Annotated in this window: 12 protein-coding genes and 1 pseudogene; 7 read left to right on the top strand and 6 right to left on the bottom strand. The window is 25.2% G+C overall.

Annotated features, from left to right (window positions below; genetic code table 11):
• Positions 1 to 1,412 (bottom strand): annotated as a pseudogene (locus Q0H31_RS10785) (AAA family ATPase); the annotation flags it as partial.
• Between the two features lie 15 nt (positions 1,413 to 1,427).
• Positions 1,428 to 3,443 carry a hypothetical protein gene (locus tag Q0H31_RS10780; protein WP_295298082.1) on the bottom strand — a complete coding sequence of 672 codons (2,016 nt, stop codon included), beginning with the start codon at positions 3,441 to 3,443 and terminating at the stop codon, positions 1,428 to 1,430.
• A 310-nt stretch (positions 3,444 to 3,753) separates the two neighbouring features.
• Here Q0H31_RS10780 and rplS point away from each other — a divergent pair, with 310 nt between their 5' ends.
• From rplS to Q0H31_RS10765, 3 genes are all read left to right on the top strand, one after another.
• A complete protein-coding gene (gene rplS / locus Q0H31_RS10775) occupies positions 3,754 to 4,191 on the top strand; it encodes a 50S ribosomal protein L19 (RefSeq protein WP_295298080.1) in 438 nt (145 codons plus the stop codon).
• 36 nt (positions 4,192 to 4,227) lie between these two features.
• Complete coding sequence (locus Q0H31_RS10770) at positions 4,228 to 5,055, top strand: sulfide/dihydroorotate dehydrogenase-like FAD/NAD-binding protein (RefSeq protein ID WP_295298078.1); 828 nt, start codon at positions 4,228 to 4,230, stop codon at positions 5,053 to 5,055.
• 79 nt (positions 5,056 to 5,134) lie between these two features.
• On the top strand, positions 5,135 to 5,545 hold the full coding sequence (locus Q0H31_RS10765; RefSeq protein ID WP_295298076.1) for a hypothetical protein: 411 nt from the start codon (positions 5,135 to 5,137) through the stop codon (positions 5,543 to 5,545).
• A 3-nt stretch (positions 5,546 to 5,548) separates the two neighbouring features.
• Here the strand turns inward: Q0H31_RS10765 and Q0H31_RS10760 are convergent, their stop codons facing one another.
• The 4 genes from Q0H31_RS10760 to coaD all read right to left on the bottom strand — a co-directional run bounded on the left by Q0H31_RS10760 (position 5,549) and on the right by coaD (position 9,076).
• Complete coding sequence (locus tag Q0H31_RS10760; RefSeq protein ID WP_295298074.1) at positions 5,549 to 6,580, bottom strand: guanido phosphotransferase; 1,032 nt, start codon at positions 6,578 to 6,580, stop codon at positions 5,549 to 5,551.
• Positions 6,567 to 7,124: an excinuclease ABC subunit B gene (locus Q0H31_RS10755; protein ID WP_295298072.1), complete on the bottom strand. Its 558-nt coding sequence runs from the start codon at positions 7,122 to 7,124 to the stop codon at positions 6,567 to 6,569. The genes Q0H31_RS10760 and Q0H31_RS10755 overlap by 14 nt, the downstream gene beginning before the upstream one ends.
• 109 nt (positions 7,125 to 7,233) lie before the next feature.
• The gene (gene miaB / locus Q0H31_RS10750) at positions 7,234 to 8,544 is read right to left on the bottom strand and encodes a tRNA (N6-isopentenyl adenosine(37)-C2)-methylthiotransferase MiaB (RefSeq protein WP_295298070.1); all 1,311 of its coding nucleotides are present in this window, start codon (positions 8,542 to 8,544) and stop codon (positions 7,234 to 7,236) included.
• A gap of 43 nt (positions 8,545 to 8,587) precedes the next feature.
• The gene (gene coaD / locus Q0H31_RS10745) at positions 8,588 to 9,076 is read right to left on the bottom strand and encodes a pantetheine-phosphate adenylyltransferase (protein ID WP_295298068.1); all 489 of its coding nucleotides are present in this window, start codon (positions 9,074 to 9,076) and stop codon (positions 8,588 to 8,590) included.
• 206 nt (positions 9,077 to 9,282) lie between these two features.
• On the opposite strand from coaD, the gene aroF reads away from it, so the two are divergent.
• The 4 genes from aroF to Q0H31_RS10725 all read left to right on the top strand — a co-directional run bounded on the left by aroF (position 9,283) and on the right by Q0H31_RS10725 (position 16,514).
• Positions 9,283 to 10,326 carry a 3-deoxy-7-phosphoheptulonate synthase gene (gene aroF / locus Q0H31_RS10740; protein ID WP_295298066.1) on the top strand — a complete coding sequence of 348 codons (1,044 nt, stop codon included), beginning with the start codon at positions 9,283 to 9,285 and terminating at the stop codon, positions 10,324 to 10,326.
• Positions 10,327 to 10,666: 340 nt separating this feature from the next.
• Positions 10,667 to 13,693, top strand: a complete 3,027-nt coding sequence (locus tag Q0H31_RS10735; protein ID WP_295298064.1) for a YidC/Oxa1 family membrane protein insertase — start codon at positions 10,667 to 10,669, stop codon at positions 13,691 to 13,693.
• A 49-nt stretch (positions 13,694 to 13,742) separates the two neighbouring features.
• Entirely contained in the window at positions 13,743 to 15,026 is a 1,284-nt protein-coding gene (locus Q0H31_RS10730) for a CDP-glycerol glycerophosphotransferase family protein (RefSeq protein ID WP_295298063.1), read from the top strand.
• Positions 15,027 to 15,053: 27 nt separating this feature from the next.
• On the top strand, positions 15,054 to 16,514 hold the full coding sequence (locus tag Q0H31_RS10725; protein WP_295298062.1) for a sugar phosphate nucleotidyltransferase: 1,461 nt from the start codon (positions 15,054 to 15,056) through the stop codon (positions 16,512 to 16,514).
• Positions 16,515 to 16,623: the final 109 nt, after the last annotated feature.

Here is a 16,623-nt window from a genome sequence, read left to right as displayed (position 1 = left end):
ATATTTAAATGCTCATCTGTATCATCAACGTCTTCAACATTTTCTAACTTAATAGCTTCATCTTCAATATTATCTTCCAAATCTTCAATATTGTCTATATTTAAATGCTCGTCTGTATCATCAACGTCTTCAACATTTTCTAACTTGATAGCTTCATCTTCAATATTATCTTCTAAGTCTTCAATATTGTCTATATTTAAATGCTCGTCTGTATCATCAACGTCTTCAACATTTTCTAACTTAATAGCTTCATCTTCAATATTGTCTTCCATATCTTCTAAATCTTCAATATTTAAAGAATCTTCTTTACCAATATTATTTTCAGCTTTATCTATTTCATCTAAATTAGGTAATTCTAATTTGCTTTTTTTATCAATATGTTTTTTGTTTTTTGACTCTATTTTATTTAAATATTCTATATCTTCATTTAATGTATCTAAGTCATAATTAAAATCATCAAGATTATTTTCATCATCATCATTAAAATCATTATATTGCTCATATTCTAAATTATTATCATCTGAATATATACTGTCATATTCTATATCAGAAGCGTTTTGCATTTGTAATTTTTTTCTTTCGTATAATGCACTTGCCACCAAGAAAACTAAAGAGGAGCTAAGTATAATGAGTAAGATGTATTTTAAATATTTTTGTATTATAGGTACATCAAGCTCTAATATACCAACATTAAAATTATATATATCTTTAACATTGCTCGAATGTAATATGTATGAATAAGCACCTATATTTATTACTCCGGGATTATTCATATATTGATATAATGTATCTCTCGAAATACTATTGATATTTATAGAAGGGTTGTAATATACCACTCCATTAGGTATAAGCAGAAAGTTTAAATTGTATGAAGTGTTTTCAAAAATCTTTTTAAATACGCTTGCTACAATATATCCTACTTCTAAACCTTTTTCATTTTTTATAGGCTTAATAAAATAAACTCCGTCAAAATCTTGGTCAAAAAATGCTTTTTTATTATTTACTTTTAATGCATTTAAATTAATACTTTTTCTATTGTCCGGAGAAGAAAATACGGCACGGCCATCAGAAAAATAAAGCCCAACAGTATCAAAAGCATAATTACCGCTTCTAAAAATAGATATAATTCTATTTTTTTCATCTTCATTCATTCCATTTAAAACTACATTTTGAAGCAATGAAGGAAAATTATAGCTTTCTATTATTTTATCTAGTCTATTATCATAGTCATTTATAAGGCTCAATATATTATTTTGACATATAAGAGATGTTCTATCAAGTTTTTTTGTATCTATGTCAAAAGCATCTTTCTTTAATCCAAATACAAAAGTGATAAATAGAGCAATAATTATAGTATTAAGCAAAATAGCTATATATACAAAAATAGAAATATTATTATGTCTATCAAACATAAAAAACCACCTATATTATTTTTTAGTTATACTTTTTTTAGCATCTTCTTCAGCTTTGCTTATTATTGAAGAGAGCATTTTATCAAAAGCAGCAAACACGTCTTCTGTTTTTTTAGTGTCTATATTATTTTTTATTTTTTCTGCAGTATTATTTTCTATAATATTATATGAATTATATATTTCCATATCAACATTATTTTTTTCTTCTTCTGCTGCATTTTCTTTTATTTCTTCTGTTCTTTCTGATTCTTTTATCTCATCTATTTCGTTTACTTCTTCTATTTCTTCTTTTGAATTGAAAATGTTATCAGTGCTGTATTTGTCTTCATATGATAATGATGAATCACTTTTAATAATTTTTCTATCTCTTATATCTTCATTAGTATTATAAAGATATTCATCATTATTATTATTTAAATATTCGTCATTTAAAGAATAATATTCATTATTGTCATTATTTTCTGTATGACTATACTCTTCTATATTTTCATCTTCTTGATTATTTATTTCTTCGTTATCATTTAAATTAATATCTATATTGTCTTTATATTCTATATTTTCTATTTCATCATATTCTTCTTCGTTGTATTCGTTATACTCTTCTGTTTTATAGATTTCTTCTAATTCATTGTATTCTAATATGCTATCTTCTTCTGATATTTCATCTTCTACAACTTCTATTAAATCTTCATTTTTTTCATTTTCTAATTCTTTATCAACTTCATTTTCTATATAGCTTAATGAATAAATATTATCAAGATTATTTTCTTCTATGCTGCTGTCTTTTATTTCTTCTATGTTATCATTTATTTCATTATAATCATTATTTATATCTTCATTTTTGATAGGGTTGGAGCTGGTAAATTTAATCATATTTACAATATTTGATATGTCTTTTGCAATATTAAATTTATTTTCTTCTTTAGCTTCATTTTTTTCAAAATATTTTTCTGGTATTTTATAATGCAATTTTTCTATTATAGGCGGCATATCATCTATAGCTGTAGATTTAGGTATATCTGACTTTACTAAACTTTCATCAATAAAAAGCTCGTTTTCACCTTTCACATTTTCTAAAAACTCTCTATTACTTTTAATCTGCATTAAATATTTAAAGAAATTAAGTATTCCAGTCAATATTAATTGGAATAATAATATAAGTAAAGCAGTAACTGCTAATACTATCAACTCAAAATAATTAGGATACTCTTTTCCTATCATAGATACAGATAATGAATCATTAACTATAAAACTTGGCTGTTTTTTATAGTAGGCAAATCTATTAATAACACTTGATACTTTTTCTATAGATTTCTCTCCCACAGATTCTCTCACATTATAAACTAAATCCCTAGAGTCACTTATATAAAGTCTTTTGTCTGCCACTTGATAATACATAGCTATATCAGAAACATAAGAGTAATCATTTCTTGTAGTAACAATAATTTCACCATTTTTATTTTTAATATATTCCATTATATAGAAAGCATTTTCATTTTCAGCATTTAATACTAAAGAACCTTTATTTTTTACTTCTTTTAATAGGCTGTCCTGTAATTCTATAGGCCAAGATTTATGATTTGCCGAATATAAATTGAGCCTCATCTTACCGTCCATAGAAAAAACAGTCATGCTTCTTAAATAAGGGTTTTCCAAAGTCATTTTATAATAATCATTTTTATATTTCTCTAATTCTGCTTTAGAATAATTTTTATATGGGTTATAATCTTTTAATATATCAGCGGTTTGATACATACTATATCCAACATAATCTGATATAGATTGTGTTATTAAGTTTACCTGATATTCTGAGACGGTATTTCTTTTTATTTTTAAGTTTGTAGCAAATTTATCCATCATTTCCATCATCATATCTAAATAATCATTGATTAATACAGATACTTTGCTATTTTGAGGTAATACAGTATTACTTGCCACTCTTGCAAACATAGCCACTATAAAAATCATTAAAAATGATATCATCAGACTAAGAAATGTTTTAATAATTTTTTGCTTTTTATCATTATTCATAACTCTATACCCTTATCAACTATAGCTATATCTTTTTTATTATTATATTTTATCGGATAAAGAGTATTTTACTTGAAAAAATTTATTTAAAACAGATAGGCGGTATATTTGATATAAATTTATATTTGTTTTTAATAATTTATCTCTATTAAGTAATAATTATTATAATAAGTAAAAAAATAAATAGAATATGCTTAGCTAAACAAAAAATCTATATATTCTACTTGATTAAATTAGTATATTATGATAAAATATAATTTCTATAAAGTGTATTTAATTAAATTAATATAAATTTTTAGGAGAAAAATCAATGGAGCAACAGATTAGATTAGTAGAAGCAAAGCATAAAAAAGAAGCTATTTTGCCTTTTGAAATAGGTGATACCGTAAAAGTATGGGTAAAAATTATAGAAGGTGATAGAGAAAGATTACAAGCATTTGAAGGCGTTGTTATTTCAATGCGTGGTAAAGGTATTAATAAAAGTTTTATAGTTAGAAAAATATCTTATGGTGTTGGTGTTGAGAGGATATTTTTGGTAAACTCTCCTAGAATAGATCATATTGATATTATAAGAAAAGCTAAAGTAAGAAGAGCTAAACTTTATTATTTAAGAGATAAAGTTGGTAAGAAAGCTCGCTTAGTTGAAAGACTTGGGGTGAAAATACCTAAACATTCCGATTTAATAAAGTCTGAAGAATCTTCTAAAGAAGAGTCAGCAGAAGAATCAACAACAGAAAATAATCAATAAATTTAAAAAATAAATATTATTTAAGGAGAAATCTTTATGGGCTATAAAATTGTTGCTAAGGAACAATGGTCAGATAAGGTTTTTATGATGAAAGTTGTAGCTCCAGATATAGCTAAGCATCGTAAAGCAGGTAATTTTATTATTTTTAGATTAGATGAGTTAGGGGAGAGAGTACCTCTTACTATAGCTGATGCTGACCCTGAAGCGGGAACAATTACTATAGTAACTCAAAGTATTGGTTATTCTACAGCTAAATTGATGGAACTTAAAGTTGGCGATGAAATAATGGACATTATAGGACCATTGGGTCAGCCTACTCATATTGAAAAGAAAGATGGTATTATACTTGGCGTGGGAGGCGGAGTTGGTATAGCTCCTTTACATCCTATAGTACAAGCTCATCATAATGCTGGAAATAAGGTTATATCTATATTAGGTGCTAGAGATAAATCTCTTATCATTATGGAAGATATGATGAAAAAAGTATCTGATGAATTATTAGTTTGTACTGATAATGGAAGCTATGGTGAGAAGGGCTTAGTTACTGATATGATTAAGAAAATATATGATAGGGGAGATAAGATTTCTGAGGTCATAGCTATTGGTCCTGCTATTATGATGAAATTTGTTTGCAAACTTACTAAAGAATACAATATTCCTACTACTGTTAGTTTGAACCCTATTATGATTGATGGTACTGGTATGTGCGGATGCTGTAGGGTATTAGTTGGTACTCAAACTAAATTTGCTTGCGTTGAGGGTCCTGAATTTGACGGTCATTTGGTTGATTTTGATTTGCTTATGAAAAGACAGGCTATGTATAAAAAAGAAGAGCATGAATGTAATTTGAAATTGGCTAATTAATGGCATTTTAATTATTTATTAAAAAAATAGAGTTATAATCTAAGGATTATAGCTCTTTTTTAGTTTTAAGGAGCATGGTTTGAAAATACCTATAGACTATAATTTTGGAGGAATTGAATTAAAAAAATTTGAATGGGATTCTACAAATGTAAATGTCATTATTAATATAAAAAATAATGCCCCAATAAAAATGATTTTAGAAGATTTTGAATGCAATCTTATTAACAGCAGAAATGAAAAGTTTGCCTATTGTGTTTCAGAGAATATATCTATTAAATCACACTCATCATCAAACATCAATGTTAATGTTGTTTTTTACAATAAAGAAACTTCAAATTTAGTATCAGATTTTATTAATTTAAAAAAGTCTGAGTTTAAAATACATGCTGTTAATGGTAAATTAAAATTATTTTCTTTACTTCCAATTAACCTTTCTAATAGGGTAAAATTGCTCAATATATTAGATATTATGAAACAATTAATGAAATAAATTTTATTGATTATTCATTATATCTCTTAATACAGCCGCCCTCATTTCAGAAGTTTTTTTATACTTTTTTTTATTATTAAACATTAATTTTAAATGATTATTTTTTGCAATAAATATCATATAAGATAAAGTATCCAAATCTATATCATCAATAATATTACAATCTAACCCCACTCTAAGCCATAAATTATGCTTTATAAACTCCATATAATTCATAACTCTCGCACTTAATAATATAGCCTTACTCCTATAAACCTTATCTTCTATATTTAATCTGTCCATATTCTTTATTCTTACACGCATTTTTTTTTCTTTGTCTAAAATATAATTTACAATTTCGAGCATATTATTTAAAACATCTTTTTCTGAAATACCCATCATAGTTCTGTTTGTTATATTAAGCACCGGCATTGTTCTTCCAGCTCTAATAGATATATCAAACCCTTTTTTTGATGCTTTATTAATAAAATATTCTATATTGTCTGGTGTTTTCCATATTATAGCCGGTATTGCCATAGATACTGTTAAATTTGCTGCAATTCCTATTTTTTCTGGGGAGCTAGTCAAATATCCAAATTTTTTATTAAAAGCGAAATCTATTTTTTTATCCAGCATACTTTCTATTTTATAAGCTCTATTAAAACATTCTTCAATTTCTAAACCTCTTGCTATAGTTTGTATTTCGCAATGTTCATTAGAATTAATTAAAATAGACGTCTCTTCGTCTTCATCTATATATATAGAAGCATTTAACAGATTTCTTTTATTTGGTATTGTGAGATTCTCTTTTAAAAGCTTGATTTCTAATGAAGGAAGCTCTATTAATTTTATTTTCTCAAGATGAATATCTAATTTTCTAAGTTCTTCTATTTCTTTTGTAAGAATGCTGTCTATTTTTTCTATATCATCTTTATCTATATGATTATAAAACCTAATATTGTCTATATTTCTATATATAGATACCTTAGAGTATAATATGATATTATCTTCCAAGCCTTTTTTATATATCCATTTAGCAATGTTATCTGCGGACATCTTTATTTTCACTTAAAGTTTCTTTTATGTTTAAAGTTTGTTTAAGGTTTTGTATTTTATTTTTAATAATAGAAGCTTCTTCATAGTTTTCTATTTTGATGAGCATATCCATAGTAGCTTCATATTGTTTAATTTTTTCTTCTATATCTCTATTGGTAAGGTTTTTATTTGCAACTCTTCCAAGATGTTTGTTGTAAGTATGTATTTTTCTCACATATTTAGATATATTTTCTGAGAAGTTTTCATAACATTTAGGACAAGACATTATTCCTGTTTTTTTAAAGTCTCTCAAAGAATAACCGCAAGATGGGCATATTTTATCTTTTACTTTACGTTTTTTCGGATTTTTCTTTTTTAAATTTGCAACAGGTTTAGATTCTGGAAAGATTGTATATAAATTATTAAATTCAAGTTCTATACATTTTTCCATTATATTCATTTTTTTTTCGCATTCTTCGCAGATATGCATTTCGTATTTTTTATTACCTATAGATTCTTTTATATGTAAAACAGCAAGATTTTTGCCACAAATATTACAACTCAAGATACTACCCCTAAAATTGTTATAATAAAATTTTACCATTTAACAAAAAAAATTGCAAATATATAAACTGAAAATGAATTTTTTTTCGCAAATTATTTGAATATTTTTTTTATTTTATTAAATTTCCAATTAAAGTATGATTTTTTATCTCAGTTATTTCAGAGTAATATATATCACCTATATTAAGCTCATCTTCTTTTTTTATTAATATTATTCTATTTTCTTTACTTCTGCATAAATAATGCATATTATCTTTAGCAATATCATCTATCATTATATAAGCTTTTTTGCCCACTTGTTTTGAGAGCAGCTTTTGAGCCAATTCTCTTTGGAAATTAACTATTTGAGTAAGTCTTCTTGCCCCTGCCGCTTTATCATATTGAACTTTCTTTTTGTATGCAATAGAGCCTTCTCTTTCAGAATATTTATATAAATAAGCCTCTTCAAAACCAATGCTTTCAAGTAAATCTAATGTTTCTTGATATTCTTCTTCAGTTTCATCTGCATAACCTACTATAATATCTGTAGAAATAGGGAAGTCATCGGCATGCTCACGTAAATATGATACTTTTTTAATATATTCTTCTTTTGTGTATTTTCTGTTCATTAAAGATAATATTCTGTCTGAACCGCTTTGAAAAGGAAGATGTATGTGCTTACATAAACTGTTTAAGCTCCATATTGCATCAGCGAGTTCTTTGTCAAAATCTTTAGGGTGGGAAGTTAAAAATCTTATCCACACCTTATTTTTTGCTTTTTCTTCTATAACTTTATCTATTTTGTATAATAGCTCTGTAAAGTTTATTTCATCATCAATATCAAGCCCATAAGAATTAACATTCTGCCCAAGAAGCGTAATCTCTTTAGCACCCTCATCAATAAGCCTTCTTACTTCGTCTAATATCTCATTAGATTTTCTGCTAATCATCTTACCTCTTGTGTGAGGCACTATGCAGTATGTGCACCAGTTGTTGCATCCGTGCGTAATTGGTATGAATGCTTTATGCGGTTTATCTTCATCAACATAAGACTTATTAAATATATAATTGTCATTAAACTTTCTTACGAAAACCTCTTCATCTTTCAGATAGTCTATAATATTAACTTCATTATATACATCAAATATCTTATCAACCCCTAAACTTTCAAGATGTTCTTTAGAAGTTTGAGCCATACAGCCCATGATGATGATTTTTGTATCTTTTTTGTTTTTCTTTCTATTGGCATTAAATAGCTTTACCCTTGAAAAAACTCTCTCTTCAGCATGTGCTCTCACGCTGCATGTGTTTATTATGATATTATCAGCATTTTCATGATTTTCTGTTTGTATAAAGCCTTCTTGCATAAGTGAGTTTATTAAACTATTTGAATCTGCCTTATTCATTTGGCAGCCGTAATTTTCTAAGTAAAAATTTTTCATATTCTAATCTTTATTCGTTTTTTGATATATTTTTTTTATTATTTTATTTTTTTATGAATTTGGATTTAATATCATCTATTAAAACTTCTGGAACTAAGCCATCTATAGGACCATTAAATTTTAGTATCTCTTTAATGAGTGATGAACTTATATATGCATAATGTTCAGATGTATGTAAAAATATAGTATCCATTTCTGGGTATAATAACTTATTCATTCTTGACATTTTTAGTTCATAATATAAATCTTCGCTGTCTCTTATTCCTCTTGCTAATACTTTTATATTATTTTGTTTCATATATTCTGTAACAAGCCCAGATATAGACACTATTTTTATAGTATCATTTTTTCCAACCACTTTTTCAATCATAGCTTTTCTTTCTTCTATAGTAAAAGTTGGAGATTTTTCTAAGTTTACAGCTACAGATATATAAACTTCTTCAAATATATCAGCAAGCCTATAGAGAACATCAAGGTGTCCCAAAGTAAAAGGGTCAAAAGTACCCGGAAATATTACTTTTCCATTTTTCATAATAATAGATTATATACAAAAAACATATAATATCAATATAAAAGAGTTATTTTTAGGTTATTTATAAAAAGTAAGTTATATATAATTTCAAAATTTAATTATATAAAATTTGTTTTAATGCCGTTAATAAATATTTTTTACACAAAATATAATTTTTTAATATATACTAATTTATAATAATTATTTGTATTTAAGGAGATTTTATTATGATAGTAGTAATGAAGCCCAATGCTAAAGAAGAACATATAGAAAGTATTATAGAGAGATTAAAAGAGGCAGGTTTAGGCATACATAAAAGTGTGGGTGTAGATTATACAGTAATAGGAATGGTTGGAGATACTTCTAAAATAGACATAGAGTTAATAGCTTCCTTACCAGGAGTATCAAAAGTTTTAAAAGTACAAGAGCCATTTAAAAGAGCAAACAGGGTATTTAAAAAAGAAGATACTATAGTAGATGTATCTGGCGTAAAAATAGGGGGGAATAAACCTGTAATTATAGCAGGACCTTGTTCTGTAGAGAGTGAAGAGCAACTAATAAGCATAGCAAAAAGTGTGAAAGCTTCAGGAGCTTCAATGCTTAGAGGGGGAGCTTTTAAGCCAAGGACTTCTCCTTATGCTTTTCAGGGTTTAGCACTTGATGGGCTAAAAATACTAAAACTTGCAAAAGAAGAAGTTGGAATTCCTATAGTAAGTGAAATTGTATCTATAAGGCATTTAGAAGATTTTGAAAATACTGTTGATATGATTCAGATTGGGGCGAGAAACATGCAGAACTTTGAGCTTCTAAAAGAGGTTGGGAAGTTAAAAAAGCCAATACTTTTAAAAAGAGGATTAGCTAATACTATAGAAGAATGGCTAATGAGTGCTGAATATATACTTAATCAGGGCAATGATAATGTAGTGTTATGTGAGAGAGGGGTGAGAACATTTGAAACTTACACAAGAAACACTTTTGATGTATCAGCAATACCAGCAATAAAGCGTTTAAGTCATTTACCTGTAATAGGAGACCCTTCGCATGCGAGCGGCAAGTCTTGGATGGCACTTCCTCTCACTTTAGCAGCTATTTCTGCAGGTGCTGACGGCATGATTATAGAAGTGCATAATGACCCTGAGCATGCTTTATGTGATGGGGCTCAGTCTATAAAGCCTGATGTGTTTGATGATATAATGCAGTCTGTTAATATGATATCTGATACCGTTGCAAAAATAAAAGAAAAACATAATGGAAAGATTTATACTAAATAATTTTAATAATGCATATATTTTTAAGCTGTAAATATATTTATTTTACAGCTTTTTTTATGTTTCAATTATTGAAAAATATTTATTTAATTAATTATTTAATGTTTTTTATAAAAATGATTGCAATAATTATAATTTAATATTAGAATGTATTAAATGATTGAAAGCGGAGATGAAATGGTAGTCAACAGTCAACAGTCAACAGTCAACAGTCAACAGTCAACAGTCAACAGTCAACAGTTCATAATTTATTTTTGTCTTTATCATTACATAGAAAAAACATACCATGTGTTTATCAAAAAAGTTATAAACTCAGAAAAACTCATTTCTTTGGGGTATTATAATGTTTTTTGATATACTTTATAATATTTTAATATATCCTATAGAATTTATTATAGAAATATTATTCTATTTGTTTAATAATATATTTAAATCAAGTTATGGTATAAGTTTATTTTTATTAAGTTTATGTATAAATTTTTTGTCGCTTCCTCTATATAATATCGCAGAATCTTGGCAGGCTAAAGAAAGGGCTATACAAGATAAGATGAAACCAATGATAGATAATATAAAGGCTGTATATAAAGGAGATCAAAGATATTTATTAATTAGAGCTTGTCAAAGAATAAATGGCTATAAAACAATATATGCTTTTCGCGGTACTTTAGGTCTTTTAATACAAATACCATTTTTTATGGCAGCATATAATTTTGTGCATAGTTTGATAGGATTAAGCGGTGTATCTTTTTTATTTATTAAAGACTTATCTAAACCAGATGCTTTAATTCATATAGGTAGTTTTAGTATTAATTTGCTTCCATTTGTAATGACTTTATTTAGCTTATTGGCAGGTTTAGTTTATTCTAAGAAATTAAAGTTTAAGGAGAGTCTTACTTTATATATAGTATCTTTAATATTTTTAGTGCTATTATATACTTCACCGTCAGGCCTTCTATTTTATTGGACAATCAATTGCTTATTTTCTTTAATAAAGAATATAGTAATAGAATATAAACTTTATAATATATTTATTAAAAATAAATACAAATTATTAAAGGCTTATAATATATTTTTTATTATAGTTACAATATTATTTATATTATTAATCTCTTTAGGAAAAATAGAAAGAAAGGCGTATTTATCTGATTTTAATTTTATTTTTATTAAAAATAATAATAATTATGTATACTCTGCTAGAATAAAATATTACAGCAAAATATTTATAAGCAGTGATATATTTGAATTTCAAGGCAATGTTAATAAGCTTACAAAACATATAAAAAAAATAGAATTTAATGGTTATAATATAAAATATGCTGTTGTAGAATTGAATAAAGATATAAATACTATAAATGAAAATATAGATATTTATTATAAATTATCTCCTAAATCTTATTCAATTAATATATATACTTTTTTATTAATATTAACTTTTATCATTAATATAGGCAACGTTTATAGGTTCATCTTTAAAAATAAAGAAGAAGAGTTTTCTTTTACATCAATTAGAGATAAATTGATTATTATATCTTGTATTATTATAAGTATATTATCAGGTTTATTTATACCTAGCTCATTAATAGGCAATTCTCCTCAAGAGTTTACTAATCCTTTTTATTTAATATTTAATAATTTATCTATATGTATTGGATTATTTTTATTTTATCCTTTATTTATATATTTATTATTTTCAGATAAAATTAAATCTTATATAACTTTAATTATCATTTTTACTTCTAGTATAGTGTTAATTAATACATTTATTATGACAGGTAATTATTTAAATATTAATGCTGATTTGATATTTGATAATACTGAATTATTAAAAGCATCTGCTAATCAAATAATATTTAATATAATATTAATATTGTCTGTAATTTTATTATTTACATTATTTATTATCAAAAAAAGACTTATATTTTTTATTAATATTTATTTTGTTATATTATTAGCTTTATTTTCTGTGTCTGTATTTAATATTAGAGGAATAATAACAGAACAGTTAGAATTAGAAAAAATAAATGTTAATAACAATATAGATGATAATAAAATATTTAATTTGTCTAAGAATGGTGAAAATATTTTTGTCTTTATATTAGATAGAGCAGTTTCATCTTATTGGGATGATGCAATTAATAAATACCCTGAATTTAAAACTAAATTTGATGGTTTTATATTTTATAAAAATAATGTTTCTTTTTGTAGTACAACTTTAGGAATAGGTTCTATATACGGTGGATATGATTATTTACCATATGAAATGAGTACAAGTGGTAATTATATAATAAAAGAAAAGCATAATGAAGCTCTTTTAATGCTTCCTATGTCATTAGAAAAATATGGTTATAAATCATCTATATTGGAACCTGCTTATGCTAATTTTCAATATGTACCTGATTTAAGTATATTTGAGTCTTACAGCAATATAAATGCTTATAATAATAGTAGCGTTGCCAATGATAGTATTTATGAATATTTATTAAAAGATAGAAATATTGGATATATTAATTTTAATGAACAGAATAAAATGAAGCAAAAAAATAGAATAGTTAGATTTTCTATATTTAGAATGCTTCCTATAAATTTGAGGTATGATTTTTATAGAAATGGTAATTGGTTTAATATTGATAATTTTAATGTTAATTCAAGTATATATACCTATTCTATTTTAAAAAATACTAAAAATTTTATAAGTATAAAAGAGGAAGGTAACTATTATAATATACTTCATAATATGATTACACATGAACCTCAATTTTTTAATTCTGATTATTTACCTTATTCTGAATCAACAAATGTTAGAGATGAAGATTTATTAATTTATAAAGATGAATCAAGTACTAAGCATTTTTATGCTAATATGGCTTCTATTAATATTTTAATTGATTTTATAAATTATTTAAAAGATAATAATTTATATGATAATACAAAAATAATAGTTGTTTCTGATCATGGATTTCCTCTCTATGGACTTAATAATTATGATATTAATGATGATTATAAATTAACTATTAATTTATTTAACGCCTTGTTAATATATAAAGATTTTAATTCTAGGGGTGAGTTAATTATAGATACTAATTTTTCAACAGTTGCTGATGTACCTTATTTAGCTACTAAACATATAGTTGGTATTAAAAATCCATTTACAGGTACTTTAATTACAAATGATTATAAAAATAATGGAGTATATATTATATTTTCTAGAGAATGGCAACCTAATTTACAATATTCTAATATGTATTCTTTTAGAAAATTTTATTATGTTAAAGATAATATATTTGATACAAATAATTGGAAAAAGTTTTTAACTGATTTAAAAAATAAAAATATTGTAGAGGAAGTAGAGTTTATATATGATGATTCATGAAATTTATTGATATAAGTTATTTATGCATTTTTAATTTTGAGGCTATTATATGTTAATATCAATCATAGTTTTATTTGTTTTTTTCTTTCAAAGAAATTTATTTGGATATATAGACCCAGGTACTGGAAGTTTACTTTTTTCAGCACTTTTTGGAATAATAGGAGCACTTTTCTTTTTATCAAAGGCATTAGTGATAAAGTTAAAAACTATGTCTTTTTCTAAAAGTAAAAATATAGAAACAGAAGCTTCAAAAAAGGCAAGAATAATAATTTATGGAGAAGATAAAAGATATTATAATGTTTTTAAACCTATAATAGAAGAGCTTATAAAATTAGAAATACCAGTAATATATTATAGTTCGAGTGAAGATGACCAAATTTTTGAGATTAAAAATGATTTACTTCATACTGAGTTTATAGGAGTAGGAAATAAGGCTTATGCTAAACTAAATTTTATAGAAGCTGATATTTGTTTAATGACTACACCTAATTTGGATGTTTTTCAGTTGAAACGCTCTAAAGGTGTAAAGAAGTATGTTCATATATTTCATGCTCCTAGCGAAGCTGCTTTATATTGTTTGTATTCATTGGATTTTTTTGATGCTGTATTATTAAATGGTGAAAATCAAATAGCAGATATAAGAGAGCTGGAAGAAACAAGAGGAACTAAAGTAAAAGAATTAGAAATTATAGGAAGTACATATTTAGATGAACTTAACAAGAAGAAAGAAGATGCATTAAAATCTATTAATAAATTAAATGATAAAGAAACTGTTCTAATAGCTCCTTCTTGGGGTATGAACGGGCTTTTAACTAGGTTTGGAGAAAAACTAATAGATCCTATTTTAGAAAGCGGTTATTATGTAATAATACGTCCGCATCCTCAATCTAATATAGTAGAAAAAGATATGCTTGAAAGATTAAAAAACAAATATAAGGATAATGCCAATATAGAATGGGATTTTAATAGAGATAATATTTATTCATTATCAAAAGCTGATGTTATGATATCAGATTTTTCTGGTGTTATATTTGATTATGCTTTTCTTTTTGATAAGCCTACGATTATACCTAATTTTACATTTGATAAAAGGGGATATGATGCCGTTGAACTTAAAGAAGAGACTTGGACTTTTAGGACTTTGCCAAATATTTCCGTTTCGATAGATGAGAATAATTTTTCTAACATTGCTAATATAGTTAATAATACTATTAATAATGCCTCATTAAAAGATAATATTATAAAAGCTAAAGAAGATGCTTATAAATTTAGAGGCGAAGCTGCCAAAAAAGGAGCTTTGGCTTTAAGTAAAATACTAACAGACTTAAACTGATAATTTGAATATTTAAGGAGTTTTTATATGAAAGCTATAATACTTGCAGCGGGAAAAGGAACTAGATTAGCACCAATGACTTTAATAAAGCCAAAACCTTTATTAAATGTACATAGTAAAACTTTATTAGAAAATACGGTGCATTTTTTAAAAGAATCCAATATTAATGATATTACCATAGTTACAGGCTATAAGCATGAAATGTTTGATGAATATGTATCAACATTAGGACTAAAAAAAATTATAAATGAAAACTATGAGAAAACAAATAGTAGTTATTCTTTAAAGTTGGTTATTGATGATATAGATGATGATACAATAATAATGAATGGTGATTTATATATTAAAAGTGATTTTGTAAGATTTATAAAAAAAGATGTATCTCAGTTCATAGGTCAAAAATTAGAAAGTACAATACACCCTACTTGGAAATATAATATAGATAATAATAATAAAGTTATATCTATAGATGAGAATAGTAAAAGCGGACTTTGTGAAACAGGAATAGCATATTTTGCTAAGAAAGATTTATCAATTTTAAAAGAAGAATTAATAAAAACTGATGATAATAAATATTGGGAATATTGTGTATTAAATTCATTAAAAAAAATAGATTTTTATGCAACAGAAGTAAAAGATTTAATTTATGAAATAGATTCTTTTAGTGATGCTATAACTCATAACCTTTTAACATCAGATGATATAGCAGAGCAATGCTCAGATGATAATAAAGCTACAAGGCTGGCTGGTCTTACAAATTACAATTATAGAATAAAATTTTTAGGTGAAGATAAAGTTATAAGAATACCGGGAATAGGTACAGAATCATTTGTAGATAGACCAGCTGAAAGAAAAGTTACTTCTATAGTACCATTAACTATATGTCCTAAAACAGAGTTTTTTGATTGGGATGTAAAGATAACAGATTATTTAGAAGGATATCATAGCATAGTAGATGAAGATTTAAATACAGATTTTTTCAAATCTTTTGTAAATGCATTAAAAGAATTGCATAGCATTAAATTTAAAGATCATATGGATTTTAAACCTATGTCTATGCATACTGAAATTAATAAATATGAATCTCTTGCTAATAAAAAAATAGTAACAGATACTCAAAGAGAATTTATACTTTCTATAGCAGATGAAATAGAACAAGATGATCAAGTGTTATGCCATAGGGATTTGCTCTATGGAAATATAATGTATAATGGAAAAGATGTAAAATTAATAGATTTTGAATATTCTGGATTTTCTTCAAAATATTGGGATTTAGGGAATTTTATATGTGAATCTAATATTAATGAAGAGCAGCGTTTAGAATTTATAAGTTTGTATGATGGTGCTGATGAAAAAAAAGTAAGAAAAGCTCAGATAATTGTTAATTATATATGGGGATATTGGTATATTGTTAATAATTCATTGCAGTATTCTAAAATTCATATAGATGCTTTGATGAATAATTTAAATATTTTTGACATCAAGTAATAATATTTATAAAATTAATTTGATTAAATAAAAAGGGGCTGACCCAGATAACTAAAAAAGCTCCTTTTTTGCTAAATTATATATAATTTCCAATTGTTTTTCAACTTTA

It is taken from the genome of uncultured Brachyspira sp., from assembly GCF_934747485.1.
In the GTDB taxonomy this organism is placed as follows: domain Bacteria; phylum Spirochaetota; class Brachyspiria; order Brachyspirales; family Brachyspiraceae; genus Brachyspira.
This window is presented reverse-complemented; position numbering and strand designations above follow the sequence as displayed.